We start from the raw sequence: 26,003 nt of genomic DNA, 5'->3' as shown, positions 1-26,003 counted from the left end.
TGGGTGCTGTGAGGGCGGGTGTGTGAAGGCAGGGGCGGAACTTGCCGGTCCGGGCCGGTGTTACCGGAGCGTCACAGACTCAAAACCGGCGAAGTGAATGTGGCTCGATCGGTCCGTCCGCTCCGGCTCTCGAAGCACGTACCGGCAGCGAGACCCGCGGAGCGCACACCGGCGCACCGCCGGTCGCCGCCGGGACAGCGGTCGTAGGGCCGCTTCGACGGCCGTGCGCTCGCCCCGGACGCGTCGTAGGAATCGCCGTCGTGGGTGAGCGCGCCTGGACACGGCCTCGATGAGGGGGAGGAAGCGGGGTAACCGGGAGGCGACGACACTGTCCCGACTCCCCTTCGAGGAGGCCCGCGCTGTGCTCTCGCTCAAGCGCTTACTCGACCGCAGCACGACCGCGCAGGCGATCTTGGTCTTTCTGCTGGCACTGGGCATCACAGCCCTGTTCCGCAGGGGCGAGCATCCGGCTGTCTGGGTGTTCCAGAGCGCCTTCTACACCGGGATCGCCATCGCGGTCCTGGCCGTCCAGCGCCGCCGGGCCGCCCGGGCCGCGGGCACCGATGCGGGCGGACTCGCCGATCTGAGCCGGAAGATCCGTCATCACGAGGTGCCGCAGGATCCCGAGGAGCAGGTGGTCATGCGGCGGCTGGTCGCCCAGCAGCTCGGCCAGACGGAGCGGGCGGGCAAGTGGCTGCCGTACTGGCTCGGCGCCATGGGCCTCGTCGCCGTCGGCATGCTCGTCCTCGGGGCCGTCACCGGGTCCCTGACTTTCCCCCTTCTCTTCACGGTCGGCATGGTCGCGCTGTGCTCCTGGGTCCTGTGGATGCGCCGCCGCTCCCTGGACCGCCTCCGCCGGATGCGCCGAGCCCTGGGACAGGAGACCCTCAGCCGTTGACGTCCAGAGCCGTTCCGTAGAGCCGTTCCACCCTCAACCGAAGGACGATCCTGCGCTCGGCGACCAGCTGCCGGAGGAACGCGTCCTCGTCCTCCGGCTTCGCGGCCGTCGGGACCATCGCTAGCAGTTCCCGCCCGACCGCGTCACCGGGAACCGTCGTGATCCCGGAAGCCTCCGCCACACCCTCGGCGACGGCGAACGACCAGACGTCGCCACCCTGCACGTGCAGCGCCGCGTGCGGGTCGCGCTGGAGGTGCTTGACCTTGACGCGGTCGGCCGTGGTGGAGAAGCGCACGATGCGTGCCTCGGGGTCCCAGCTGTAGAGCATCGTGGTCAGATGCGGATGGCCACTCCGCTTGACCGTGGCGAGGATCCCGAACTGTTGCTCGGCGAGCAGGTCGGAGAGGGCTTCGTCGGACAGGGAGCGAGGCGCTGGTCCTTGAGTCATGCTGCGATCAACTTCCGTGTCCTTCGCGGCATTCCACACCCTCGTGTGCCCTACCATCCACTGAGCGTTTTCCAACGTTTTTCAACCTCAGTACCCGTGGCAGATCCCCAGGTGGCCTGCTCGACGACCGCACACATCGTCGCGTGCGAGCGGTCGACGGGCTGCCGACCAGCGGGCAGTGAAGGGACGTCATGACTGTACGGACGCAGCCTGATGCGGTGCCGCCGACTGCCCTGGTGCCGCCCTGCGCGCTGGCCGGACTGTGGGCCGTGCGACATGGGCAGAGCACGGCCAACGTCGCTTTCGCCGCGGCGGAGGAGTCCGGTGCCACCGGGCCGGTGCCCGGCCGGGACCGGGACGTGCCGCTGTCCGCCCTGGGCGTCGCGCAGGCGGTCGCGCTGGGCGACTGGTTGGCCGGGCAGGCCGCGGAGGTCGGGCCGGACCTGGTGGTCTGCTCGCCCTATACGCGCGCGTCGCAGACGTGGGAGGGGATGGCGGCCCGGGCCGTCGGTCTCGGCGGGCCGCGGCTGGACGTGCTGGTCGACGAGCGGCTGCGGGACCGGGAGATGGGGGTCTTCGAGCTGCATCCCCCGACCGCCCTACGGGCCCGGGCGCCGCAGGAGGCGGACCGCAGGGAGCTGATCGGCGAGTGGTGCTACCGGCCGCCGGGCGGGGAGGCCCTCACCGACGTCGCCGTACGCGTCGGCCAGTTCATCCACGACCTCGGGCGGGCCGCGCCCGGGCGGCGGGTCCTGGTCGTCGCACACGACGGGGTGATCATCGCCCTGCGCCACGTCCTCGCCGGAATCGGCGCCGTAGCGCCCGAGCAACTGCCACCGGTCCCGAACGCCTCGGTGTCGCGCTGGAACGGCGACGGCGACCGGCTGCGTCTGGCCGTCTGGGGCGACACCGCCCACCTGACCTCGCTGGGCGACGCGGAGGGAACGAGACACACCTGAACGACCACTCCCCCGCCGACTCGATCCCCGCCCGCGTGGGACCGGTACCCGACGGCCGGCACGCACACCAGGTCTACGAGGCGGTCCTCACCGACCGCCGTCGATCACCCGTTGAGGGTCTCCGAGAGACGCAGAGGACGGTCACGACCGCCTGTCCGGCAGATCTTCTGTCACCACCGCAGCGATGCCGTGTTCAGGGCTGAGTCCTTCGACAGCGAGGCGGAACAGGCGGTCGGCCTGGGTCTCGGGGTCCTTGTGGTGCTCGGTGGCCAGGGCGATGCCGACGGCCAGGGTCAGCAGGTCGTGAAAGGTGACGTGCGGTGCGACCGCCTTGTCGTGAACGGCCCGCTGGAGCAGGGGGGTTCCGGCCGCTGCGATTCTGTCGCCGCAGGAGTGCGGGGAGGGTTCCTCGGCAGGGGGCTCGTAGCTGAGGGTGTTGGCGAATCCGCGGGCTGAGACGGCGTAGCGGACGAGGGCGCGGAGCCACTCCAGGAGGGCGGTGCGGCCGTCCTCGGTCGCGCTCAGCCGGTGGGCGCGCTCGCACAGGCCCTCGACACGCTCCTGGAAGACGGCTTCGAGCAGGGCACGGCGGGTGGGAAAGTGACGGCGCACGGTCGCCGAACCGACGCCTGCGGTGCGGGCGATCTGCTCCAGGGATGCCTCGGCGCCGTGCGCGGCGACCTCGGCCTCGGCGACGGCGAGGATGCGCTGGTAGTTGCGTCGGGCGTCCGAGCGCTGACCGGTCATGATCTCCTCATTGCTAAACGGCGGGCCCCGCCATATCTTAGCGACAGGCTAAACGGCGGGCCCCGCCGTTTACGTTCTCCGGTCCGTGAGGAGCAGCAACCATGCCCATCAGCAGCGATACCGTTCTGGTCACCGGAGCCACCGGCCGGCAAGGCGGGGCCACGGCCCGCGCCCTCCTGGCCGCCGATGTGCCCGTACGCGCACTCGTACGCGATCCGCGGTCCGATTCGGCCCGAGCCATCGAGGCGCTGGGCGCCGAGCTGGTGCGGGCGGACCTCTCGGACCGGGACTCCCTCGGTCCAGCGGTCGAGGGAGTCCGCGCGGTGTTCTCGGTGCAGAGTCCGCCCATGACCGAGACCAGCGTGGACTTCGCGGGCGAGCTTGCCCAAGCCACCCACCTGATGGACGCGGCGAAGGCCGCGGGAGTACGGCAGTTCGTGCAGTCCTCGACCAGTGGAGTCGGTGCGCACACCCGGGCCGCCGGCTGGGCCGAGGGCCGCTGGGCGGCGATGGAGGACTACTTCCGCACCAAGCAGGCGATCATGGAGGCGGTGCGGGATGCGGGCTTCGCCCGCTGGACGGTGATCAAGCCCGCCTTCTTCATGGAGAACCTGCCCCTGCTGGCACCCAAGGGGCCGCGCGGCGGACTGCTGACGGTACTGAAGCCGGAGACCGAACTGGCCCTGGTGGCCGTACGGGACATCGGCACGGCTGCCGCGCACGCCCTCCGCGACCCTGACCGGTTCCACCAGGTGGAACTGGAACTGGCCGGCGACCTGCGCACGATGGAGCAGATCGCGCAGACCTTGTCCGCCGCCTGGGGCGTGCCCGTGACCGCGCCCTCCATGAGCCTGGAAGAAGCCCTCGACGCGGGCATGCCGACGTGGGGAGCCGGACACGAGTGGAACAACGCGGTCCTCCAGCCCGCCCGGCCCGAGTTCGCCCGGGAGTTGGGCATCCCGGTCACCACCTTCGCCGAGTGGGCGGATGAGCAGCCGGCACCCGTGTCCGGCTAGCGCCCGGCCAGTACGCCTTCCACCAGGGGGTCGGCGTCGACAGTGCGTGAGCGGACCCGAGCGGGCGATTCACCGGTACGCAGCACACGCAGAGGTGGTCGGTCGCAACGGTAAGTGAGGGCGCGGGGGTATGTTCGGAGACGTAGAGCCGGGCCGGATGCGCGTGGCGGTGATCCCGGCCGGCAACTGACGTTGCCGAGGAGCGACCCGCCGGTCGCGACGAAGCGATCCCTGGAGCCCCTGATGTCCGAGAACCCCGGCAAGGCGCAACCCTCCGTCGTCGACCGCGCGAACTTCGAGCGGCAGTTGGCAGAGCTGCGGGCGAGGGAGAAGGCCCACACCCGCGAAGGCGACGCGATCGCCGCCGCGCGCCGCAGGCTCCCGATGGTCGAGGTGGCCGCGGACAGCCCGCTGCTGGGGCCGGACGGTCCCACCACGCTCCTGGACGCGTTCGAAGGACGACGTCAATTGATCGCCTACTACTTCATGTGGTGGCCGGGCCGGCCTGCTGCCGAGCAGTGCGAAGGCTGCACCTGGGTGATGAGCCACGTGGGCGAACTGGCGTATCTGCACTCCCGCGACATCACCTTCGCCGTGTTCTGTCAGGGGCGGAACACCGCCTACGGCTTCGCGGACGCGCGGACGTCGTACGAGGAGAGTCTGCGCTACCGCGCCTTCATGGGCTGGACGATGCCGTGGTACTCCGCCCAGCCCTCGCTCGAGTCGCTTCTGACCGGTCGGCAGCCCGGCCTGTTCCACCTGGTGTGCTACCTGCGCGACGGTGACCGTGTCTTCGAGACCTACTGGACCGAACGTCGCGGGGCCGAGGCGGTGGACTACAGCTACGCGCTCATGGACCTCACGGTGTTCGGACGCCAGGAGACCTGGGAGGACTCGCCGGCAGGGTGGCCGCACCTCGGGCACGCCACCCGGACCCTGGGCGGGGCCCCCGACTGGCCGCCGCTGCGGGAGGAACGGCCGATCGGGCGTCCCACAGCCCAATGGCCGCGCATCGACGCCGGCCGCTCCGACGACTTGGGTACCCCCGGCACCGGCTCGACGACCGAGTCCGGTCACTGCCACTGAGAGCCACCACGCAGGAGAGGGGCGGCTTCCGCCTGCCCCCGCACCTCTGCCCGCACACTTAATGAAAGCCAAAAGAAAAGCCGTGCGCGGAACCTTGACCGTGACCGGCCCGGCGGGCAGGGTTCCGGAGAGCGCTCTCCCACCTTTCGTGTCAAGGAGACTTTCCATGCCCCCTGTCGGCATACCACCGACGGCCCCGGCGGCGCGCAGACCCGGCCGCCGCGGGCTCGTCGGCGTCCTGGTCACCGCCCTGGCAGCCGCCCTGCTCGCCGTCGTCCCCGCCACCCGGGCCCAGGCCGCCCCCGTGCTCCTCTCCCAGGGCAAGCCGGTCACCGCCTCCAGCCAGGAGCACTACGGCACTCCGGCCACCGCGGCCGTCGACGGCGACAACGGCACCCGCTGGTCCAGCGCCGCCGCCGATCCGCAGTGGATCCGCGTCGACCTCGGTGCCTCCGCCTCCCTCAGCCGGGTCGAGCTGCGCTGGGAGGCCGCCTACGCCAAGTCCTACCGCATCGAGACCTCCCTGAACGGCACGGACTGGTCGACCGCCTACTCCACCACCACCGGCGCCGGCGGCACGGAGACCGTGAACGTCTCCGGCACCGCCCGCTACGTCCGCATGCTCGGCACCGCCCGCGCCACCGGATACGGCTACTCCCTCTGGGAGTTCCAGGTGTACGGCACCACCGGCGACGACCCCGGCCCGGTCATCCCGGACGGTGGCGACCTCGGCCCGAACGTGCACGTCTTCGACCCGTCCACACCCGGCATCCAGGCCAAGCTGGACCAGGTCTTCCGTGAGCAGGAGTCGGCGCAGTTCGGCTCCGGACGGCACGCCTTCCTCTTCAAGCCGGGGACCTACAGCGGCCTCAACGCGCAGATCGGCTTCTACACCCAGGTCCTCGGTCTCGGCCTGCGCCCCGACGACACGACGATCAACGGTGACATCACCGTCGACGCCGGCTGGTTCAACGGCAACGCCACCCAGAACTTCTGGCGCGGCGCCGAGAACCTCGCGGTGAACCCGGTGAACGGGACCAACCGGTGGGCGGTCTCGCAGGCCGCCTCGTTCCGCCGGATGCACGTCAAGGGCGGCCTCAACCTCGCACCCAACGGCTACGGTTGGGCCAGCGGCGGCTACATCGCCGACAGCAAGATCGACGGCCAGATCGGCAACTACTCGCAGCAGCAGTGGTACACCCGTGACAGCTCCATCGGGGGCTGGTCCAACAGCGTGTGGAACCAAGTCTTCTCCGGTGTCGAGGGCGCTCCCGCCACCAGCTTCCCCGAGCCCCGGTACACCACGCTCGACACGACGCCGATATCCCGGGAGAAGCCCTTCCTCTACCTGGACGGTGACGCGTACAAGGTCTTCGCGCCCGCCAGGCGGACCAACGCCCGCGGCACCACCTGGGCGAACGGAACCCCGCAGGGCGAGTCGATCCCGCTGGACCGGTTCTACGTCGTCAAGCCCGGCGCCACCGCCGCCACCATCAACGCCGCCCTCGCCCAGGGACTGCACCTGCTCTTCACCCCGGGCGTCTACCACGTCGACCGGACGATCAACGTCGACCGTCCGAACACCATCGTGCTCGGCCTCGGTCTCGCCACGATCATCCCGGACAACGGGGTGACCGCCATGAAGGTCGCCGACGTCGACGGCGTGCGGCTGGCCGGCTTCCTCATCGACGCCGGACCGGTCAACTCCCCCACCCTGCTGGAGATCGGCCCGCAGGGCGCCTCCGCCGACCACGCCGCCAACCCCACCACCGTGCAGGACGTCTACATCCGCATCGGCGGGGCGGGCCCGGGCAAGGCCACCACCAGCATGGTGGTCAACAGCCACGACACGATCATCGACCACACCTGGGTGTGGCGCGCCGACCACGGGGACGGAGTCGGCTGGGAGACCAACCGCGCCGACTACGGCGTCCGCGTCAACGGCGACGACGTCCTGGCCACCGGACTGTTCGTCGAGCACTTCAACAAGTACGACGTCGAGTGGTACGGCGAACGCGGCCGGACGATCTTCTACCAGAACGAGAAGGCGTACGACGCGCCGAACCAGGCCGCCATCCAGAACGGTGCGACGCAGGGGTATGCCGCCTACCGGGTCGACGACTCGGTCGACACCCACGAGGCATGGGGCCTGGGCAGCTACTGCAACTACAACGTCGACCCGGGCATCCGTCAGGACCACGGATTCAAGACGCCCGTCAAGCCGGGGGTGAAGTTCCACAGCCTCCTCGTGGTCTCGCTCGGCGGCATGGGCCACTACAACCACGTCATCAACGACACCGGTGCCTCCACGGTCCCCGCCGGCACTTCCACGGTGCCGTCCACCGTCGTGTCCTTCCCCTGACCGGACCACCCGTCGGAACACGACTCCCCTCCGGGCCGGATGACCTCTCCGTGTCCCCGCCCGGAGGGGGCCGGCAGGCCGTACTTCCGCGGCCCACCCCATCGGCTCTCCCCCCACCCCGTCGGCTCTCCCCACCCCGTCGGCTCTCCCCGACCCCCAGGAGCAGATGTGTCCACACCCCCTTCGCACCGCAGACCGGCCGGCCGCCGCGCCGTCCCCCTGCTCGCCCTCGGCGCCCTGGTGGCGTCGTCGCTCGCCCTCACCGCCCCGCCCGCGCAGGCGGCGGAGACCCTTCTTTCCCAGGGGAAGCCCGCCACCGCCTCGTCCCAGGAAGGCGACGGGTACGCCCCCTCGGCGGCCGTCGACGGCGACCTCACCGGCACCCGCTGGGCAAGCCGGTGGAGCGACCCCGAGTGGTTCCAGGTCGACCTCGGCCGGCGGTCCGACCTCAGCCGGATCGTGCTGACCTGGGAAGCCGCGTACGGCAAGAGCTATCAGCTCCAGGCGTCCGACGACGGCACGGACTGGCGGACCCTGAAGTCCGTCACCGGCGGCGACGGCGGCACGGACGAGGTCGCCGTCACCGGCTCCGGCCGCTATGTGCGCATGCTGGGCACCGAGCGGTCCGGCGGCTACGGCTACTCCCTCTGGGAGTTCCAGGTGTACGGGACCACGGACGGCACACCTCCCGCCACCGGAGCGGTCGAGGTCACCGGCTCACAGGGGAACTGGCAGCTGACCGTCGGCGGCCAGCCGTACACCGTCAAGGGCCTGACCTGGGGCCCCGCCATCGCGGACGCCCCGAAGTACCTGCCCGACGTGAAGTCCATGGGCGTCAACACGATCCGCACCTGGGGCACCGACGGCGGCACGAAGCCGCTGCTGGACAGTGCCGCCGCCCACGGCATCAAGGTCGTCAACGGCTTCTGGCTGCAGCCCGGCGGCGGTCCCGGCTCCGGCGGCTGCGTCGACTACGTCACCGACACCACGTACAAGAACACCATGCTCACCGAGTTCGCCCGGTGGGTGGAGGCGTACAAGAGCCACCCGGCGACCCTCATGTGGAACGTCGGCAACGAGTCGGTCCTCGGTCTGCAGAACTGCTACGGCGGCACGGAGCTGGAGGCGCAGCGCAACGCGTACACCGGCTTCGTCAACGAGGTCGCCAAGAAGATCCACAGCATCGACCCCGACCACCCCGTCACCTCGACCGACGCCTGGACGGGAGCATGGCCGTACTACCAGCGCAACGCGCCCGACCTCGACCTGTACTCGATGAACTCCTACGGCGCCATCTGCGAGGTGCGGGAGGACTGGGAGGCGGGCGGCTACACCAAGCCGTACATCATCACCGAGGGCGGGCCCGCCGGCGAGTGGGAAGTGCCGGACGACGCCAACGGCGTCCCCGACGAGCCGACCGATGTGCGGAAAGCCGAGGGCTACACCGATGCCTGGGACTGCGTCACCGGCCACCGGGGAGTCGCCCTCGGCGCCACCCTCTTCCACTACGGCGTCGAGCACGACTTCGGCGGCGTCTGGTTCAACCTCCTGCCCAACGGGCTGAAGCGGCTGTCCTACTACGCCGTCAAGGAGGCGTACAGCGGCTCGACCGCCGGTGACAACACCCCGCCGGTCATCACGAACATGGCCGTCAGCCCCGCCTCCTCGGCCCCGGCGGGCGGCGAGTTCACCGTCCGCGCCGACGTCCGCGACCCCGACGGCGACCCGATCGCGTACAAGGTCTTCCTCAGCGGCAACTACGCCAACGGCGACAAGCGCTTGGTCGAGGCCCGGTGGCGGGCCACCGGCAACGGCACCTTCGCCGTGACCGCCCCGGAGAAGCTCGGCGTGTGGAAGGTGTACCTCCAGGCCGAGGACGGACGCGGCAACGCGGGCATCGAGACGAAGTCGGTCAAGGTCGTCGCGCCGCCGGTGACCGGCACCAACGTGGCACTGAACAAGCCCACCACCGCGTCCTCCTTCCAGCCGTCGTACGGCGACTGCCCGTGCGAGCCCGCCAAGGCGACGGACGGCAGGACCGACACGCGCTGGGCCAGCGACTGGAGCGACCCGCAGTGGATCCAGGTCGACCTCGGTGCCGCCACGACGATCCGCAAGCTCCAGCTCGTGTGGGACCCCGCCTACGCCAAGTCCTACGACGTCCAGGTCTCCGACAACGGCACCACTTGGCGCACGGTCCACACCACCGCCTCCGGCAACGGCGACGTCGACACCATCGACCTGGCGGAGACGGCGCGGCACGTGCGACTGCACCTGACGGCGCGCGGCACGGGCTGGGGCTACTCGCTGCACGAGTTCGGCATCTACGGCTGACGACGGCGAAGGACGCCCGGCGGCGCCCTTCGCACCACCCCCATCAGGCACCTCGGCGGGCAAGGAGGCCCCATGAGACCGCGTTCGAAACTCCCCGCGCTGCTGCTCGGCAGCGCACTGATCGCCAGTCTGCTCGGCGTCGGCACCGTCGCCACGGCGGCCGACCCCGGCGAAGCCCCGGCCGCCCCGGCCGGTGCTCACACCGGACACACCATGGCGGTGTCGACACAGGCGTCCGCCGACGACCCCGACGGCGACGGGTACATACCGGCCGATCCCCCGGTCACCGGCGTGACCCCGTCCGAGGCCACCCCGCCGCCGCGCTACCACAAGGAGTTCCAGGCCAACTGCGCGGTCACGCACACCGCGCCGGACGATCCGATCGTGTACCCGGGACAGCCGGGCAAGTCCCACGACCACACCTTCATGGGCAACACCACGACCCACGCCGGCAGCACCACGGCGAGCCTCTACGGAGGGGACACCACCTGCCTCGCACCGGCCGACGCCTCCGCGTACTGGATGCCGTCCCTGTACAAGGGGGACAGGAAGATCCTGCCCGTCGGTCCGCAGGTCATCTACTACAAGGCCGGCGTCACCGACTACACCAGTGTGCGGCCCTTCCCCAAGGGGCTGCGGTACGTCGTGGGCGACCCCATGCAGAGCGCCCAGGAGTTCCGCGGCCACAAGGGCTTCGTCGAGGGCTGGGAGTGCGGTGACAGCTTCTTCAACGTGGACATCCCGGCGAGCTGTCCGAGCCGGCCCGACGTCCAGCTCAACATCCGGATGCAGGCGCCCAGTTGCTGGGACGGCAAGTACCTCGACACCCCCGACCACAAGAGCCACATGGCCTATCCGGTGGTCAAGCCCGGCACCAACGACAACATGTGCCCGGCGTCCCACCCGGTCGCCCTGCCGATGATCGAGTTCAAGATGGCCTTCCCGGTCAACGGCGACATGAGTGACGTGCGCCTGGCCAGTGGGCGCGGCTACTCCTTCCACTACGACTTCTTCAACGCGTGGGAGGAGCGGACCCTCGAGGCGCTGGTCGACCACTGCATCGTGGGCGGCCTCCAGTGCGACACGCGCGGCTACGACCAGAACCACCCGGAGCGCGGCGCGGTGCTGAACGCGGACCACCGACTGCCCTGACCCGGGGGCAAGGAGGGGGCGGAATGGACGACGAGGGAATCGACCGGCTCATCGGCATGCTGAGCCTGGAGCGGAAGGTGCGGCTGCTCACCGGCGCGACGACGTGGCGCACCGCCGGTGAGCCCGGTATCGGACTGCGGGAGATGGTGACCTCGGACGGGCCGGCCGGGGTGCGCGGCGAGGCGTGGGACGAGCGGCGCACCTCACTCCTGCTGCCCTCCGCCTCCGCCCTGGGCGCGATGTGGGACGAGGAGCTGGTGGAGCGGCTCGGCCGCCTGCTCGCCACCGAGGCCGCCCGCAAGGGCGTCGACGTGGTGCTGGCCCCCACGCTCAACCTCCACCGCAGCCCGCTGGGCGGCCGGCACTTCGAGTGCTTCTCCGAGGACCCGGAACTGACCGGCCGGACCGGGGCCGCGCTGATCCGGGGTATCCAGGCTCTCGGAGTGGCGGCCACCGCCAAGCACTACGTCGGCAACGACTCCGAGACCGACCGGCTCACCGTCGACGTCCGAGCGTCCGAACGCACCCTGCGAGAGGTGTACCTGGCCCCGTTCGAGGCTGCGGTCGAGGCCGGGGTGTGGTTGGTCATGGCGGGCTACAACGCCGTCAGCGGCACGACCATGACGGCCAGCCCGCTCCTGGCCGAACCCCTCAAGGGCGAGTGGGGGTTCGACGGGGTCGCCGTGTCCGACTGGGCGGCCGTGCGCACCACCGAGGAGACCGGTCGCGCCGCCCTCGACCTGGCGATGCCGGGCCCGGACAGTCACTGGGGCCCCTCCCTGGTGCGGGTGGTGAAGGACGGTCTGGTCCCCGAAGAGGCGGTCGACGAGAAGGTGCGTCGGCTGCTCCGGCTCGCCGGTCGGGTGGGCGCGCTGGGATCGCGTCGCCCGCGCCGGGTGCCGGCGAGCGGGGCGTCCCGCGACGACCGGGCGCTGCTGCGCCGCGCCGTCAGTGCCGGTTGTGTCCTGCTGCGCAACGACGCTGTCCTGCCGCTCGACCGTGCCGGGCTGTCCAGCGTCGCGGTCGTCGGGGTGCACGCCGCGTCCCCGCGGGTCCAGGGCGGTGGCAGCGCCGGGGTCTTCTGCTCCGGCGCGGTCTCCCCGCTGGCGGGCATCCGGGCCCGGCTGCGGGGGCGGGCCCGGGTGGTGTACGAGCCCGGCCCGGCGCCCGGGGCCCCGCCCGCTCCCCTCGGCCCCGACCGGTGCACCGACCCGGTGTCGGGGGCGCCCGGCGTGCGCCTGCGGGTGCTGGACGCGGCGGGGCGCGAACTGTACGCGGAGCACCGCCTCTCGGGGCGCCAGCTGGAGCCGGACCTGCCCGCCGGCGCCCACACGGTGGAGATCTCCGCCGTGCTGCGTCCCCGCCGGGCGGGAGAGTGGACGTTCGGCGTCGGGGGCTTCGGACGCATGACGCTCACCGTCGACGATCGCACGCTCCTGGACGGGGAGTTCCCCGCTGACACGGACGACCCGGCCGTCGTCCACGTCACCCCGCCCGTCCACACGGCGCGAACGGTACTGACCGCCGCGCGGCCCGTGCGCGTGGTGGTTCGGCGTGAACTGGTGCCCGGCCGCGGGCGCGCCACCGTCGTCGCCGCGGCACCACCGGAACCGGACCCGGTGACCGCGCTGAAGGACGCGGAGCGGGCGGCCAGGGACGCCGACGTCGCGATCGTGGTGGTCGGCACCACCGAGCACGGCGAGACCGAGGGACACGACCGGGCCGGCCTGTCGCTCGGGGGGCACCAGGACGAGCTGGTCCGGGCCGTGGCCGCCGCGAACCCGCGCACGGTCGTGGTCGTCAACAGCGGGGGTCCCGTCGAGCTGCCCTGGCACCGAGAGGCCGGCGCCGTGCTGCTCACCTGGTTCCCGGGGCAGGAGGCCGGCGCGGGGCTGGCCGACGTCCTGTTCGGCCTCGCCGAGCCCGGCGGACGGCTCCCCACCACCTGGGCGGCGTCCCTGGCCGACGCGCCCGTCACCGCCACCCGGCCGGTCGACGGCCGCCTCGACTACACCGAGGGACTGCACATCGGCCACCGGGCGTGGCTGCGGGCCGGACGCGAGCCCGCCTACTGGTTCGGCCACGGGCTCGGCTACACGACGTGGGAGTACGCGGCCGTGGAGGTTCCCGCGCGCGTCACGGCGGGCGAGCCGTTCACCGTCCGGGTGACGGTGCGCAACACCGGCACCCGTGCCGGGCGCGAGGTGGTGCAGGTCTACCTTTCCCGCCCCGATTCGGCGGTGGAGCGTCCCGAGCGCTGGTTCGCCGGGTACGCGACGGTGCGAGTGGAGGCGGGCCGGACGGCGAGCGCCGAGGTGGTGGTGGGCCCGCGCGCCATGCGGCACTGGTCGGAGGCGGACCGTGGCTGGGCCACGGAGCCCGGCCCGTACCGGATCGCGGTGGGCAGGTCGGCTGGGGACACGCGGTGGGAGGGGACGGTGTCGATCACCTGACGGGCGGTGGGCCGTCCGGGCACTGCGGACGTCGGGGTCACAGCCCGGGCCGACGCCCCCTCGGCGTCGTGGGGAACCCCGCGCGCTCCGCGTCCTGGGCCAGCGTCCGGGCATCACCCTGCAGCCCACGGGGGGCGGCCGACCGTGCCGGTCCCGGGGCGAGGGGGCCGAGGTCGGCGCGGGCGCCTGGCCCCGTGCACAACGGCCGGGAGATCCATGGCCGGCTTCCCCGCCTCCGGTGCGTTCCGCCGGAGGCATCCTTCACTGCGCCGAGCGCTCCCTCAGGGCGGCCCGCCACGCCGGGTCCGGTTCCACCGGTTCGGTCTCCTCCGGCCGGCCCCCACGCGCGAAGAAGTCGGCGAGCGGCAGGATCGCGGCACCCACGGTGACGGCGTCCGGTCCCAGGGTGCCGAGGTCGATGCGCACCCGGGCGGCGGGATAGGCCAGAGCGTACGAGGTGGCGTGGGCCGTCACCGAGTCCAGGAAGCGCCGGCCGAGCTGCAGTCCCGCCCAGCCGCCGACCAGGATGCGTTCGGGCTGGAAGAGGTTGATCAGGTCGGAGAAACCGGCGCCCAGGTACTCCGCGGTCTCATCGAGGACGGCCAGGGCCGTGGCGTCGGGCTCCGGGCCGGCCCCCGCCGCGTCCCGCTCCGGGTACGCGGCCGCGAGCATCGCCGTGAGCGCGGTCTCCTCGTCCGCGCCCGCGGGCGGCCGGCCACCCGCCTCGGCCCAGCGCTGCAGCAGCGCCTCGGCGCCCGCGTACGCCTCCAGACAGCCCTGGGCGCCGCACCGGCACCGGCGCCCTCGCACCCGTACCGTCAGGTGTCCCCACTCCACGGCCCGGGCCGGACCCGTGTCGTCACCGACGACGCAGGCGCCGACGCCGGAGCCGAAGAGCACCACCGCCGCGCTCTGCGCGCCCCGGCCGGCGCCGAACCACATCTCCGCCTGGCCGAGCGTCTTGGCACCGTTGTCGATGTAGTAGGGCACGCTCTCGGGCAGGAGCCGGGACTCCCGCAGCAGCCGCTCCAGGGGGACCGCGTCCCAGCCGATGGTCTGGCCGTGCACAACCGCGCCGTCCTCGGCGGTCCTGGCGACGATGCCCGGCACCCCGATCCCGACACCGAGCAGCCGATCCGCCGCGATACCGGCCTCACCCAGCACCTCGGTGATCCCCTCGCGCAGATGGCCGACGACGACGCCGACGTCGTACCGGTCGACGCGGCGCGGGCCACCGGTGGCCAGCGGCCTCTCCACACGGGCCAGCTCGGTGAGGGCGAGGTCGAAGAGCTCGACCCGTACCCGGGTCTCGCCGATGTCGACACCGATCATGTAACCGCTCCGCGCGCTGACGCGCAGCAGCGTCCGGGGCCGGCCGCCCGCCGAGTCGACACTGCCCGCCTCCTCCACCAGCCCTTCGGCGACCAGCTCGGAGACCACGTTGCTCACCGAACCGGAACTGAGTCCGGTGGCGGGACCGAGCGAGAAGCGGCTCAAGGGCCCGTCGAAATACAACCGTTGCAATACCGCGGTGCGGTTCTCCCGCCGCAGGTCACGCACCGTACGGCCACTGCGCACTTTCACCCTCGCCCCTCGTTCCGAAGTCGTCCCTGCAACTTACCTGCGACCGAGCCCTTGACGCTCCCTTCCGCCGGAAGCTTAACTCACATCCTAAATTAAGCCGTGGTCGGTCGGGGTGCGAAGCGCCGCCCCAGCCCACCTCCACGAGCGACCTCGTCACCTCCCGGAAGGCCCCTGGAGCCATGCGCAGAATCAGAGCCGCAGCCGTCGGCGCCGTCACCCTCTCCCTCGTTCTCACCGCCGCCGCCTGCGGCGGGGGCTCCACCGGCACGGAGGGCTCCAACGAGCGGCCGAAGACCCTCACCTACTGGGCCTCCAACCAGGGAGCGAACCTGGAGGTGGACAAGAAGGTCCTCCAGCCGGAACTCGACAAGTTCGAGAAGGAGACGGGCATCGAGGTGAAGCTGGAGGTGGTGCCCTGGTCGGACCTCCTCAACCGCATCCTCACCGCCACCACGTCCGGCCAGGGCCCGGACGTCCTGAACATCGGCAACACCTGGAGCGCCTCCCTGCAGGCCGGCGGCGCCCTGCTGCCCTGGGACGAGAAGAACTTCGAGGCGATCGGCGGCCGGGACCGCTTCGTGGAGTCCGCCCTCGGATCCACCGGCGCCCAGGGCCAGGACCCGGCCGCCGTGCCGCTGTACTCCATGGCCTACGCGCTCTACTACAACAAGAAGATGTTCGCCGACGCCGGCATCGAGAAGCCGCCGGCGACCTGGGAGGAGCTGGCCGAGACCGGCAAGCGGCTCTCCCGGGACGGCACGTGGGGCCTCGGCGCCGAGGGCTCCAACCTGTCGAACAACATCCACCAGGTCTTCGTCCTCGCCAAGCAGCACGGCGCGGACTTCTTCACCGCCGACGGCCGGGCCGACTTCACCTCCGACGGCGCCGTGGCGGCGGTGAAGCAGTACGTCGACCTGATGGCGAAGGACAAGATCATCGCGCCGGGCAACGCCGAGTACGCCCAGAACCAGTCCCTGAGCGACTTCGCCAAGGACAAGACGGCCATGGTGCTGTGGCAGACCGCGTCGGCCACCTTCGAGGCGCAGGGCATGGACGAGGACGAGTGGGGCGTCGCACCCGCCCCCGTACAGTCCGGGAAGCCCGGCCCGGGCAAGGCCACCAACTCGATGGTCGCCGGCATCAACATGGCCGTCTTCAAGAACACCAAGAACATCGACGGCGCCAAGAAGTTCGTGAAGTTCATGACCAGCGACGAGGAGCAGGTCGTCCTGAACAAGGCGTACGGTTCCATCCCGCCGGTCAAGGCCGCCCAGCAGGACCCGGCCTTCAGCGCCCCGGCGCTCACCGTGCTCCGGGACACCCTCGCCGACAGTGCCACCGCACTGCCGCAGGTGCCCGAGGAGTCGCAGTTCGAGACCGTCGTCGGCACCGCCGTCAAGGAACTCTTCGCCGACGCCGCCGCCGGCCGTGCGGTGACCACCGAGTCGGTGCGGGCCAAGCTCGAGAAGGCCCAGCAGCAGATGCCCGAGAAGTGAGCGCGGACACCGACATGACCACCACCGCTGCCCCGAGCACAGGCGAGCGGACGGCACGGAAGCACGACCCCGGGACGACGCCGCGCCGACGCCGCCCCGGGCGGCTGCGCCGCATCGGACTGCCGTACCTGCTGCTGCTCCCCGCTCTGCTGCTCGAACTCCTGGTCCACCTCGTGCCGATGGTGATCGGCGTCGTCGTCAGCTTCAAGGAGCTGACCCAGTTCTACATCCGCGACTGGGGCACCGCCCCGTGGGCCGGCTTCGAGAACTACTCCCTGGCGGTCGACTTCGACGCACCCGTCGGTGAGGCACTGCTGAAGTCCTTCGTCACCACCTGCCTGTTCACCGTCCTCTCGGTCGGCCTGTGCTGGCTGCTCGGAGTGGCCGCCGCGATCTTCATGCAGGAGGGCTTCCGCGGCCGGGGCATCCTGCGCACGCTCTTCCTGGTGCCGTACGCGCTGCCCGTCTACGCCGCCGTCATCACCTGGGCGTTCATGTTCCAGCGGGACAACGGCCTGGTGAACCACGTGCTGCACGACCAGCTCGGCCTCACCGACAGCCCTCCGTTCTGGCTGATCGGCGACAACAGCTTCCTCGCCCTGCTCGTGGTCTCGGTGTGGAAGGGCTGGCCCTTCGCCTTCCTCATCGTCATGGCCGGGCTCCAGAACATCCCGAAGGACATCTACGAGGCCGCCGCCCTCGACGGCGCCGGCGTCTGGCAGCAGGTCCGCCGCATCACGCTGCCGGCCCTGCGTCCCGTCAACCAGGTCCTCGTCCTGGTGCTCTTCCTGTGGACCTTCAACGACTTCAACACCCCGTTCGTCCTGTTCGGCAAGGCGGCGCCGGAAGCCGCGGACCTGATCTCCATCCACATCTACCAGTCCTCGTTCCAGACCTGGAACTTCGGCACGGGCTCCGCGATGTCGGTCCTGCTGCTGCTCTTCCTGCTCGTGGTGACGGGCGTCTACCTCTGGCTCACCTCCCGGGGAAGGAAGGCCACCGATGCCTAGCCCAGCCGCCCGCCGGCCCCGCTCGCCGATGGCCGCCCCGCGCTCCTTCCTGTGGAGCCGCCGGATCTTCCTGACGCTCCTCACCGCCTTCGTGCTGCTGCCGGTGTACGTGATGGTCTCCAGCTCGCTGAAGCCGCTCCAGGACGTGTCGGGGGAGTTCACCTGGATCCCCTCGGGCCTCACCGTCCGCCCGTACTTCGACATCTGGGACACGGTGCCGCTGGCCGACTACTTCATGAACTCCCTGATCGTGGCCGGAGCGGCGACCGTCTGCTCCGTCACCATCGCCGTGTTCGCGGCCTACGCGGTCAGCCGCTACTCGTTCCGCGGCAAGCGTCTGTTCACGGTCACGGTGCTGTCGACCCAGATGTTCCCCGGCATCCTGTTCCTGCTGCCGCTGTTCCTCATCTACGTCAACATCGGCAACGCCACCGGCATCGCGCTCTTCGGCTCCCGCGGCGGCCTGATCCTCACCTACCTCACCTTCTCGCTGCCCTTCTCCATCTGGATGCTGATCGGGTACTTCGACTCGGTACCCCGAGACCTCGACGAGGCCGCCAAGGTGGACGGCTGCGGACCGCTCGGCGCGCTGTTCCGGGTCATCGTGCCCGCCGCGGTCCCCGGCATCGTCGCCGTCGCCGTCTACGCGTTCATGACCGCCTGGGGCGAGGTCCTCTTCGCCTCCGTCATGACCAACGACACCACCCGCACCCTCGCCGTCGGCCTGCAGGGCTACTCCACCCAGAACGACGTGTACTGGAACCAGATCATGGCCGCCTCCCTCGTCGTCAGCCTGCCCGTCGTCGCCGGCTTCCTCCTCCTCCAGCGCTACCTCGTCACCGGTCTCACCGCCGGCGCCGTCAAGTAGCCACCGGGGCACCCTCAGCGCCCCGCCCGACCCTTCCCGAGAGGTTCTCCGTGACCGATTCGCTCGACCTCGCCGCCTTCCCCGCCGACTTCACCTGGGGCACGGCCACCTCCGCCTACCAGATCGAGGGCGCCGCCACCGAGGACGGCCGGGCACCGTCGATCTGGGACACCTTCTCCCACACGCCCGGCAAGGTCGCGGGCGACGACCACGGCGACGTGGCCTGCGACCACTACCACCGGTGGCCCGAGGACATCGGCCTGATGAAGCGGCTCGGCACCGACGCCTACCGCATGTCCGTCGCCTGGCCCCGCGTGATGCCCACCGGTGACGGCCCCGTCAACGCCGCCGGACTCGACTTCTACGACCGTCTCGTCGACGCCCTCCTGGACGCCGGCATCACCCCCAACATCACCCTCTACCACTGGGACCTCCCCCAGGCCCTCCAGGACCGCGGCGGCTGGACCGTACGCGACACCGCCGAACGCCTCGCCGACTACGCCTCCGCCGTCTCAGCCCGGCTCGGCGACCGCGTCACCCGGTGGGCCACCCTCAACGAACCCCTCTGCTCCGCCTGGATCGGTCACCTGGAGGGCCGCATGGCACCCGGTCTGACCGACCTGACCGCCGCCGTGCACGCCTCGTACCACCTGCTGCTCGCCCACGGCCTCGCCGCCCGGGCGATCCGCGCGGCGGCCCCCGGCGCCCAGGTCGGCCTGGTCACCAACCACTCCACCGTCGAGGCCGCCTCCTCCCGCCCGGAGGACATCGCGGCGGCCACCCGCATGGACGGCCACACCAACCGCTGGTGGCTCGACCCCGTCTACGGCCGCGGCTTCCCCGCCGACATGCGCGAGCTGTACGGCGTGGACCTGCCCGAGCGCCCGGGCGACCTGGACACCATCGCCGCGCCCCTCGACTGGCACGGCCTCAACTACTACTTCCCGGCGACCGTCACCGATGACCCCCAGGGCCCCGTCCCCCACGCCCGCGAGGTCCGGCTGCCCGACGTGCCGCGCACCGGCATGGACTGGCAGATCGACGCCGGGGGCCTGGAGGCCCTGCTGCTGCGCCTCACCGACGACTACGGAGTGCGCCGGCTGTACGTCACCGAGAACGGCTCCGCCTTCCCGGACACCGTGGCGCCCGACGGCACCGTCCACGATCCCGACCGGGCCCGATACCTGGAACAGCATGTGAACGCCTGCGCCCGGGCGCTCCGCAAGGGGGTGCCGCTGGCCGGCTACTACGCCTGGTCCCTCCTCGACAACTTCGAGTGGGCCTACGGCTACGACAAGCGCTTCGGCCTGGTCCATGTCGACTACGAGACCCAGACCCGCACCCTCAAGACCAGCGGCCTGCGCTACGCGGACATCATCCGCGCCCACCGCGAGTCTCACGCCTGACCGTGCCGACACCCGACACCCGGCGCCCCGCCACCGGCTGCCGCCGGGCCACGCCCGGCGGCGGGGCAACCGGCCCCCGGCCGACGGCGGGCGCACCGGTTCAGGCGGACTCGCGTACGACCAGTTCCGGTGCGAACAGGAGGGTGCGGGGTTCGGAACGGGCGCCCCGGACCTGCTCGTCCAGCAACCCGGCCATGGCCGCCGCCATCTCCTCCACCGGCTGGCGCACGGTGGTCAGCGGCGGCCGGCAGGTCACGGCGACGCTCGAATCGTCGAACCCGACCACGGCGACGTCCTGCGGGATGCGCCTGCCCAGCTCCCGCAGGACCTGGCAGGCGCCCTGGGCCATCAGGTCGTTGGCGGCGAACACACCGTCCACCGCGGGGTGGTCCCGCAGCAGGGCGCCCATGGCCGTGGCCCCGCTGTCCAGGGTGAAGACACCCTCGGCCACGGGAGGACCGTCTCGTCCCGCGCGGGCCAGGGCATCGCGGAACCCGGCGAGGCGTTCCCGGCCGGCCCTGAGATCCGGCGGAGCGCCGATCACCGCGACACGGCGGCAGCCGCGGGCCAGAAGGCGCTCGGCGGCCAGGCGTCCTCCCGCGTAGTGGTCCAGATCGACACAACTGACCGGTGCCGTCCGGGCGGGACGGGCGAACAGCACCGTGGGGACGCGGGCGGACAGGAGCATGTCCGGCAGCGGGTCGTCCGGTTGCACGGAGACCACCAGTGCGCCGTCCGCGCTGCCCTGACCCACGTAGTCGACCACCTGCCTCCTGGCCGCCTCCGACTCGGCGAACAGCAGCACCGGCTGCATCGTGCGTGCCCGGAGATACCCCACGACACCGTTGACGACGCGACCGAAGAACGGATCGGCGAAGACACGGCCGGCGAAGGCGTCGCCCGCGCCGGAGACGATGAGGGCCACGGCTCCGGTGCGTCGGGTGACCAAGGCCCTCGCCGCCCGGTTCGGCGTGTAACCCGTCCGTTCGATCGCGCTGCGGACCAGGTCCTGGATACTGGGATCGACGTTGCGCACGCCGTTCACGACCCGCGACACGGTGGCGCGGGAGACACCCGCCTCCCTCGCGACATCCTCGAGCGTCGGGGCCTGCCTGTTCATGCGGCAACTCTAACCGCCGGGCGATCTCAGGGGCACGGGCGGCGGACCGTTCTCCGGCGTGCGTCCGACGCCGACGCAGCACCCGTCTCCACCGGCCGGACACGCCCCGGTGTTGCCGGGCGGCACGTCGACGAGGAGACTTCCGGCCCGGCACGGCGCAGCATCGCGGTGCGCTCGTCCCTCTCCTCTGCCTCCGTCATGACCAGGGAGTCCGCCCGACCGGCTCGACAGCACCTACGTCGGCCGAGGCGAGGTCGTAGGTGACCACGGCGCGGGCCGGGAAGCGGAAGGAGTCGTCGACGAGGGGAGAACGCTCGACCATGACATCGACGCTCGTCCCGGTGGGGCTGGTGGAGTGGTAGATCCAGACGGGGCCACGCAGGGAAGAGCCGCAGAGACCATCGGGTAGCTCGATCTCGTCGCCTGCGACCGCTTTGGTGCCGTACCTCTCATCGAACAGGGGCTCGCCCTCCGGGAGGATGCCGGCACGGTGAAGGTAGTCCGGTATCCGGCCGCTCACGAAGGTGACCTCGGCGGTTCCGTTCCGAGTGAAGTAGTGGACGTCCGAGGCACCGGCGGGGATCGTCGCGCCCCCGGCGCGAATCTCGCCCGGCAACTCCGCGTCGCTGCCCTCGCAGGCCCGGGCGTCGCCGAACGGGTGGAACAGCTCGTCCCGGAACAGCCAGACGATCTCTCGGCCAACACCGCCGAGACCAGCACGACGGTCACCAGCACGCGCCGCAGCCCGGACCCGCCGCCAGGCGCGCCACTCACGTCTCCTGAAGACGGCGACCCTTCCCCGTCGCCCGGCCGCTCTCCACCACTGGTCCGCGAACCGGCACTCCAGGAATCACTCACGAACGCCCCCTCGGTCTTCCTCGCGCGCAGGCATGCGGAGCATATAACTCAGCGGGTGGGCAACGGGGCGGACAACGGCTGGGCCTCGCGCCTGAGCAGCCCGTAGACCCACGTGTCGGAGACGTCGCCGTTGACGACGCAGTCCTCCCGCAAGGTCCCCTCACGCACGAAGCCGAGCTTCTCCAGCACACGGGCGGAACCGGCGTTGCGTGTGTCGACCTCGGCCTGGACCCGGTTCAGGTCCAGCGTGGCGAACGCCCAGCCCAGCAGAGCACGCGCGGCCTCGGTCGCGTAGCCCTGGCCCCACGTCGCCTCGTGGTAGCAGTAGCCGAGCGACGCGCTGCGGAAGACCGGGTTCCAATCGGCCAGGGTGCACCAGCCGATGAACGCCCCGTCCGAGGCGCGATCCACGGCCAACCGGATCCCGGCGCCCTCCTGTTCCATCCGCCGGCAGGTGGCGAGGAACCGCTCGGAGCGCGAGCGTTCCGTCCACGGTGGCGAGTCCCAGTAGCGCATGGCGTGGGCGCTGCTGTGCAGGGCGAAGAGGTCGTCGGCGTCCGTGTCCTCGAAGGCACGCAGCCGAAGACGGTCCGTGCGCAACGACGGGGTGGTCAGCGGCGCCGTCATAGGGCCTCCCTGGTCGGTGGCCGACCAGTCAGCCATCCGGTCGGGGCCCCCGCAACGGGTTTTCCGTCGATCCTGCGGCCGTGACCGTTCGTCGGTGCGACCGCGGAGTGCGTTTCGCACGCCGTGGGGAATCCGCGCTAGCCACACCGGGGAGGGCGGCGTAGCCGGACAGGGCCCGGAGGAATGCTCGGTCGCGTGAAATGATCGCGCCATGGTCCGAGCTTCCCGATGCCGACCCGAGTCCCAACACCCTGTGCTGCCCGTGGCCGTCGAGGCGCACGACGCCCCCACGGAGGGCGTGCCGGCCGGGACGCTCACCCCCCGGCAACGGCGGCTCGCCGGCCTCGGCCGTGCTCTGCTGCGGTCGGCGGCGGGCCCGGACGCACCGCTCGCCGTGACCGCGCTGCCCGAGGACGACGCCGTCATGGTCGCGCACAGCGTGCGCGGCGGAGGGCGGGTGTACGTCGCCGGGGACGAGACCGTGCTGTTCGCCGGCTCGGCCGCCCCACCGCACGAGGCCCTTGAAGTCTTCCGTTCCGGCCGCCGCACACCCCTGCACCATTTCCGGCCGGTCGGTGCCCCTGGCAATCGGCCCCTCGCGGCCGTGCCCGGAGCGCACTCGGCGACGGCCCTGTTGGACGACGAGGCGCGTGCCCCGGCCCTGGCGGCGCTCCTGGCCGAGGAGTCCGCCACGCACGTCTGGCCCGCGCGCGACGGTGTGGTGCTCCAGGTCGGCGACATGGAGATCGACTGGACGGTACGTCGCGCCGACCGCGGATTCACCCTCACCCGACGCGAACGCGGAAGAGAGGAGACGACCCGGGCCACGCACTACGGCGATCTGACCCGGCTGCTGCTCCTGGCGCTCTCCCCGCTGTACCACCGGATCCCGCGTCCGCGGCTGACCCGTTTCGATGTCGAGCCCGACGTCACGCTCGGGGGCTCGGCCGGCCCGCCCGAGGTGAGCTGGCGCTGCGACGGGCAGCGCCACCAGGTGCGGGGCCCGGCCCTGAGCAGACTGCTCCTGCCGTTCGCGAAGCTGTGCCGGGGCACATGGGAGGAGATCCACCGCTCCCTCCTGGACGCCACCGGTCTGCCGCTCCTCGGCAAGCGGACCACCGACAGCCTCACCGCACCGCTCGACCGCGAACATGTGCCGCGGATCGCGCGCTGGCTCGCCGACGTGAGTTGCGACTGGTACGACGCACCGGGCACGTACGACGTGTACGAGCCGCTGCATCTCCCCGGACAGAGCATCGCCCTGGGAGTCGCGGGGGAAGCCGAACTCACCCTCGTCGAGCACGACGGCGAAGTGACCCTCCATGACCGGATCGGCGAGATCTTCCGCACGACCGTCCTCGAGGAAGCCGTCCGCGCACTCGCTGTCGCATGGCTCACCACGCCGCATGCCCGGCCCAGACCTCCGAGGCCGACGCCGGCACAACGGACCGCTCGTTTCGAACGGTTCGCAGGTCACTCCCTGGACGACATCGAGCGCGCCCTCGCCCGGCAGCGCCCCACCGCGTAAGGAATCGCCGGCAACCACCCGATGAACGCGGCCCTCCCCCGTCATCCGCAACGCGCTCACCCGCTCCGACGCCTCGGCGCACAGCTCGCCCGGGCCGACTTCGCCCAGGTGCTTCGCCACATCGACAACGGACGGCGTATCACTCAGTGCGGCGGGCGGGTGGCCGTGGCGTGGAGGCGTTCCAGTGCGTCCAGGACGACGGTGTTCCAGTGCCAGGACAGCCACCGGCCCACGTCTGTTCCCGTCTGCTGCAGTGCCTGGAGCTGGGCGGTGCTGAAGCCGGTCAGGGGGCGTTCGTGGTGGGAGGAGACCATGCCCACCACCGTGCCCCGGCCGGAGGTGAGGGGGACGCTGTGGGCGGCCCGGCTGCCCGTCTGGAGGATCGCGTAACGGGACGCTTCGTCGAAGACGTCCGCGAGGGCCACGTCCCGCACGGTGACCTGCCGGCGTTCGGCCGCCGCCTGCGCGCAGAGGGTCGTCGGGCCCTCGACGAACGCGAAGAAGTCGGTGAAGTACCGGTTCAGGCCCGTGTGGCGGGCCAGGTGCAGTCGGCTGCCGTCCCTGAGCTGGACGTTGCCCATGGCCGTCTGCGTGATCGACAGCACCCGGTGCAGCGCCGCCTTCAGGACGGCCCCCTGACTGCCGCGCGATCCGGGCTCCAGCATCAGGCCGGGCAGCCGGGGCGGGCTGTACCGGCGCCGACCGGGGAACCACACCTCGGCCCCGTGGTCCGGCGCGGGCACGCGGAGCACGGCGTCCGCCAGCGTGTGGAGCTTGACGTTGCTCTGCTGCGACGCCGCCTTCAGCAGCTCGAACCCCTCCCCCGCGTCGCTCAGGCCGTACCGCTCGACCAGCAGCTTCTCGGCGGCCGACACCCCTTCGTGTGCCAGGCGCCGATTGCGCGCCCCCAACTCCTCGGGCGTCGGACACATCTCACGCGGGGCAAGACACGAGATGGACGGTGCGGACGGGGCGGACGTCCCGTCCGGGCGGCAGGAGGGCTGGCCCATCGAGGCTCCCATGCAGAACAGCGGACGTGCGGGCAGACCGCAGCCGCGCCCCTGAGGGCGCACCGCGGGCAGCACCTACGTCCTAAGCGCTCCGCACCCACCCTAACCACGGCCCGCCCGCATGCGTGCGCCCTTCAGCGCCTGCGCCGTGCCGCGACCGGAGGTGGGGGCCGCGCAGTGACCGGGTTCCGCACAAGGTAAGTCCGCCGGCGATCCGGAGTTCGACTGCCCCCGAGGGGTCGCCCGGCGGCCTCCGCTCACTTCGTCGGGCTGTCACCGCCCGGCACGAGAACATGCGGCAGAATCCCGCCGCCCGGTGCGTCGTGGTCGTCGACGGGAACGGACGGGTTGGCGGGGCTATGGTGGGGCGGCGAGGGCGTCGAGGTCCTTCGACGGTGATGAAGGAGCGGTCATGGCACAGTTGATCTACGCCTCGAACATGTCGCTCGACGGCTGCACCGAGGACGAACGCGGCGCCTTCGACTGGGCTCCGCCGGATGACGAGGTCTTCGCTTTCATCACCGACCTCATGCGATCCGCGGGCACGTACCTCTACGGGCGGCGCATGTACGAGACGCTGGCCGTCTGGGAGACGGACCCCTCCCTGGCCGCGCGGTCGGACCTCATGGCCGACTACGCGGGCGCATGGCAGGCGGCGGACAAGGTCGTCTACTCCTCGACCCTCGCCGAGCCGTCCACCGCCCGCACGCGCCTCGAACGTCGCTTCGACCCCGGTGCGGTACAGGACCTGAAGGCCACCGCCGGCGGGGATCTCCTGGTCGGTGGCCCGAACCTCGCCGCACAGGCTCTCGCCGCCGGACTGGTCGACGAGGTCGCCCTGTTCGTCTGGCCCATCGTCCTCGGCGGGCGCAACCCCGCTCTACCGACGGATGCACGCATCGACCTCGAGCTCGTCGACGAGCACCGCTTCGGCAACGGCGTCGTCCACCTCCGCTACCGCGTTCGGTGACCGACGCCTGAGCGGGGTCGGGCCGGGCTGAGTACGCGTACTCATGTCCGACCCTGCGTCGCCTGGCAGGC

At 71.5% G+C, this 26,003-nt stretch carries 21 protein-coding genes; 14 read left to right on the top strand and 7 right to left on the bottom strand.

Translation table 11 applies throughout. From position 1 onward, the window contains the following. The first annotated feature begins 361 nt into the window (after positions 1-361). A complete protein-coding gene (locus ACFZP7_RS33250) occupies positions 362-898 on the top strand; it encodes a hypothetical protein (RefSeq protein ID WP_031014822.1) in 537 nt (178 codons plus the stop codon). Here the strand turns inward: ACFZP7_RS33250 and ACFZP7_RS33245 are convergent. After that, entirely contained in the window at positions 888-1,346 is a 459-nt protein-coding gene (locus ACFZP7_RS33245; RefSeq protein WP_385637863.1) for a PPOX class F420-dependent oxidoreductase, read from the bottom strand. The two genes, ACFZP7_RS33250 and ACFZP7_RS33245, sit on opposite strands and share 11 nt — an antisense overlap. A 191-nt stretch (positions 1,347-1,537) precedes the next feature. Here ACFZP7_RS33245 and ACFZP7_RS33240 point away from each other — a divergent pair, with 191 nt between their 5' ends. After that, the gene (locus tag ACFZP7_RS33240; protein ID WP_359416147.1) at positions 1,538-2,305 is read left to right on the top strand and encodes a histidine phosphatase family protein; all 768 of its coding nucleotides are present in this window, start codon (positions 1,538-1,540) and stop codon (positions 2,303-2,305) included. A 141-nt stretch (positions 2,306-2,446) separates the two neighbouring features. Here ACFZP7_RS33240 and ACFZP7_RS33235 read toward each other — a convergent pair whose 3' ends face one another. After that, positions 2,447-3,052, bottom strand: a complete 606-nt coding sequence (locus ACFZP7_RS33235) for a TetR/AcrR family transcriptional regulator (protein ID WP_127438662.1) — start codon at positions 3,050-3,052, stop codon at positions 2,447-2,449. Positions 3,053-3,153: 101 nt separating this feature from the next. Here ACFZP7_RS33235 and ACFZP7_RS33230 point away from each other — a divergent pair, with 101 nt between their 5' ends. From ACFZP7_RS33230 to ACFZP7_RS33205, 6 genes are all read left to right on the top strand, one after another. Continuing rightward, positions 3,154-4,068 carry an NmrA/HSCARG family protein gene (locus ACFZP7_RS33230; RefSeq protein ID WP_385637858.1) on the top strand — a complete coding sequence of 305 codons (915 nt, stop codon included), beginning with the start codon at positions 3,154-3,156 and terminating at the stop codon, positions 4,066-4,068. Between the two features lie 243 nt (positions 4,069-4,311). Continuing rightward, positions 4,312-5,154, top strand: a complete 843-nt coding sequence (locus tag ACFZP7_RS33225; RefSeq protein WP_385637855.1) for a DUF899 family protein — start codon at positions 4,312-4,314, stop codon at positions 5,152-5,154. Between the two features lie 166 nt (positions 5,155-5,320). Further along, a complete protein-coding gene (locus ACFZP7_RS33220; protein WP_385637853.1) occupies positions 5,321-7,516 on the top strand; it encodes a discoidin domain-containing protein in 2,196 nt (731 codons plus the stop codon). Between the two features lie 168 nt (positions 7,517-7,684). Beyond that, the gene (locus ACFZP7_RS33215; RefSeq protein ID WP_385637850.1) at positions 7,685-9,850 is read left to right on the top strand and encodes a discoidin domain-containing protein; all 2,166 of its coding nucleotides are present in this window, start codon (positions 7,685-7,687) and stop codon (positions 9,848-9,850) included. Between the two features lie 72 nt (positions 9,851-9,922). Beyond that, a complete protein-coding gene (locus ACFZP7_RS33210; RefSeq protein ID WP_385637847.1) occupies positions 9,923-11,002 on the top strand; it encodes a DUF1996 domain-containing protein in 1,080 nt (359 codons plus the stop codon). Between the two features lie 23 nt (positions 11,003-11,025). Further along, positions 11,026-13,455 carry a beta-glucosidase gene (locus ACFZP7_RS33205; protein ID WP_385637845.1) on the top strand — a complete coding sequence of 810 codons (2,430 nt, stop codon included), beginning with the start codon at positions 11,026-11,028 and terminating at the stop codon, positions 13,453-13,455. Positions 13,456-13,716: 261 nt separating this feature from the next. Here the strand turns inward: ACFZP7_RS33205 and ACFZP7_RS33200 are convergent, their stop codons facing one another. Beyond that, positions 13,717-15,039: an ROK family protein gene (locus ACFZP7_RS33200; RefSeq protein WP_385637843.1), complete on the bottom strand. Its 1,323-nt coding sequence runs from the start codon at positions 15,037-15,039 to the stop codon at positions 13,717-13,719. Positions 15,040-15,218: 179 nt separating this feature from the next. On the opposite strand from ACFZP7_RS33200, the gene ACFZP7_RS33195 reads away from it, so the two are divergent. Genes ACFZP7_RS33195 through ACFZP7_RS33180 form a run of 4 tightly spaced genes read left to right on the top strand, consistent with a single transcriptional unit; the run spans position 15,219 to position 19,819 of the window. After that, positions 15,219-16,535 (top strand): ABC transporter substrate-binding protein, encoded by a 1,317-nt coding sequence (locus tag ACFZP7_RS33195; RefSeq protein ID WP_164286419.1) that lies wholly within the window; start codon positions 15,219-15,221, stop codon positions 16,533-16,535. A 14-nt stretch (positions 16,536-16,549) separates the two neighbouring features. Then, the gene (locus ACFZP7_RS33190; RefSeq protein WP_031014840.1) at positions 16,550-17,545 is read left to right on the top strand and encodes a carbohydrate ABC transporter permease; all 996 of its coding nucleotides are present in this window, start codon (positions 16,550-16,552) and stop codon (positions 17,543-17,545) included. Positions 17,546-17,573: 28 nt separating this feature from the next. Then, a complete protein-coding gene (locus ACFZP7_RS33185) occupies positions 17,574-18,413 on the top strand; it encodes a carbohydrate ABC transporter permease (RefSeq protein ID WP_030968357.1) in 840 nt (279 codons plus the stop codon). Between the two features lie 50 nt (positions 18,414-18,463). Then, entirely contained in the window at positions 18,464-19,819 is a 1,356-nt protein-coding gene (locus ACFZP7_RS33180) for a GH1 family beta-glucosidase (RefSeq protein ID WP_385637841.1), read from the top strand. Between the two features lie 100 nt (positions 19,820-19,919). Here the strand turns inward: ACFZP7_RS33180 and ACFZP7_RS33175 are convergent, their stop codons facing one another. The 3 genes from ACFZP7_RS33175 to ACFZP7_RS33165 form a co-directional block, all read right to left on the bottom strand. Further along, positions 19,920-20,939 carry a LacI family DNA-binding transcriptional regulator gene (locus ACFZP7_RS33175; protein ID WP_086878518.1) on the bottom strand — a complete coding sequence of 340 codons (1,020 nt, stop codon included), beginning with the start codon at positions 20,937-20,939 and terminating at the stop codon, positions 19,920-19,922. Positions 20,940-21,135: 196 nt separating this feature from the next. Next, positions 21,136-21,261 (bottom strand): hypothetical protein, encoded by a 126-nt coding sequence (locus ACFZP7_RS33170; protein WP_385637838.1) that lies wholly within the window; start codon positions 21,259-21,261, stop codon positions 21,136-21,138. 584 nt (positions 21,262-21,845) lie between these two features. Then, positions 21,846-22,424: a GNAT family protein gene (locus tag ACFZP7_RS33165; RefSeq protein ID WP_322501944.1), complete on the bottom strand. Its 579-nt coding sequence runs from the start codon at positions 22,422-22,424 to the stop codon at positions 21,846-21,848. A 262-nt stretch (positions 22,425-22,686) separates the two neighbouring features. Between ACFZP7_RS33165 and ACFZP7_RS33160 the strand changes: the two genes are divergently transcribed. Next, on the top strand, positions 22,687-23,952 hold the full coding sequence (locus tag ACFZP7_RS33160) for a hypothetical protein (protein WP_385637835.1): 1,266 nt from the start codon (positions 22,687-22,689) through the stop codon (positions 23,950-23,952). A gap of 143 nt (positions 23,953-24,095) precedes the next feature. Here ACFZP7_RS33160 and ACFZP7_RS33155 read toward each other — a convergent pair whose 3' ends face one another. Then, the gene (locus tag ACFZP7_RS33155; RefSeq protein ID WP_385637834.1) at positions 24,096-24,827 is read right to left on the bottom strand and encodes a GAF and ANTAR domain-containing protein; all 732 of its coding nucleotides are present in this window, start codon (positions 24,825-24,827) and stop codon (positions 24,096-24,098) included. Between the two features lie 547 nt (positions 24,828-25,374). Between ACFZP7_RS33155 and ACFZP7_RS33150 the strand changes: the two genes are divergently transcribed. Further along, complete coding sequence (locus ACFZP7_RS33150; protein WP_385637831.1) at positions 25,375-25,932, top strand: dihydrofolate reductase family protein; 558 nt, start codon at positions 25,375-25,377, stop codon at positions 25,930-25,932. Positions 25,933-26,003 lie beyond the last annotated feature (71 nt).

The sequence above is a fragment of the Streptomyces sp. SudanB5_2050 genome (genome assembly GCF_964272335.1).
In the GTDB taxonomy this organism is placed as follows: domain Bacteria; phylum Actinomycetota; class Actinomycetes; order Streptomycetales; family Streptomycetaceae; genus Streptomyces; species Streptomyces rochei.
Note: the sequence above shows the minus strand (reverse complement) of the source record. Positions and strands in the feature narration are given on the sequence as shown.

Bases quoted from the DNA above. Each gene is read 5' to 3' on its own strand.
- ACFZP7_RS33245 (WP_385637863.1), bottom strand. From the start codon at position 1,346: ATGACTCAAGGACCAGCGCCTCGCTCCCTGTCCGACGAAGCCCTCTCC.
- ACFZP7_RS33240 (WP_359416147.1), top strand. From the start codon at position 1,538: ATGACTGTACGGACGCAGCCTGATGCGGTGCCGCCGACTGCCCTGGTG.
- ACFZP7_RS33235 (WP_127438662.1), bottom strand. From the start codon at position 3,052: ATGACCGGTCAGCGCTCGGACGCCCGACGCAACTACCAGCGCATCCTC.
- ACFZP7_RS33230 (WP_385637858.1), top strand. From the start codon at position 3,154: ATGCCCATCAGCAGCGATACCGTTCTGGTCACCGGAGCCACCGGCCGG.
- ACFZP7_RS33225 (WP_385637855.1), top strand. From the start codon at position 4,312: ATGTCCGAGAACCCCGGCAAGGCGCAACCCTCCGTCGTCGACCGCGCG.
- ACFZP7_RS33220 (WP_385637853.1), top strand. From the start codon at position 5,321: ATGCCCCCTGTCGGCATACCACCGACGGCCCCGGCGGCGCGCAGACCC.
- ACFZP7_RS33210 (WP_385637847.1), top strand. From the start codon at position 9,923: ATGAGACCGCGTTCGAAACTCCCCGCGCTGCTGCTCGGCAGCGCACTG.
- ACFZP7_RS33205 (WP_385637845.1), top strand. From the start codon at position 11,026: ATGGACGACGAGGGAATCGACCGGCTCATCGGCATGCTGAGCCTGGAG.
- ACFZP7_RS33195 (WP_164286419.1), top strand. From the start codon at position 15,219: ATGCGCAGAATCAGAGCCGCAGCCGTCGGCGCCGTCACCCTCTCCCTC.
- ACFZP7_RS33190 (WP_031014840.1), top strand. From the start codon at position 16,550: ATGACCACCACCGCTGCCCCGAGCACAGGCGAGCGGACGGCACGGAAG.
- ACFZP7_RS33185 (WP_030968357.1), top strand. From the start codon at position 17,574: ATGGCCGCCCCGCGCTCCTTCCTGTGGAGCCGCCGGATCTTCCTGACG.
- ACFZP7_RS33175 (WP_086878518.1), bottom strand. From the start codon at position 20,939: ATGAACAGGCAGGCCCCGACGCTCGAGGATGTCGCGAGGGAGGCGGGT.
- ACFZP7_RS33170 (WP_385637838.1), bottom strand. From the start codon at position 21,261: ATGGTCGAGCGTTCTCCCCTCGTCGACGACTCCTTCCGCTTCCCGGCC.
- ACFZP7_RS33165 (WP_322501944.1), bottom strand. From the start codon at position 22,424: ATGACGGCGCCGCTGACCACCCCGTCGTTGCGCACGGACCGTCTTCGG.
- ACFZP7_RS33150 (WP_385637831.1), top strand. From the start codon at position 25,375: ATGGCACAGTTGATCTACGCCTCGAACATGTCGCTCGACGGCTGCACC.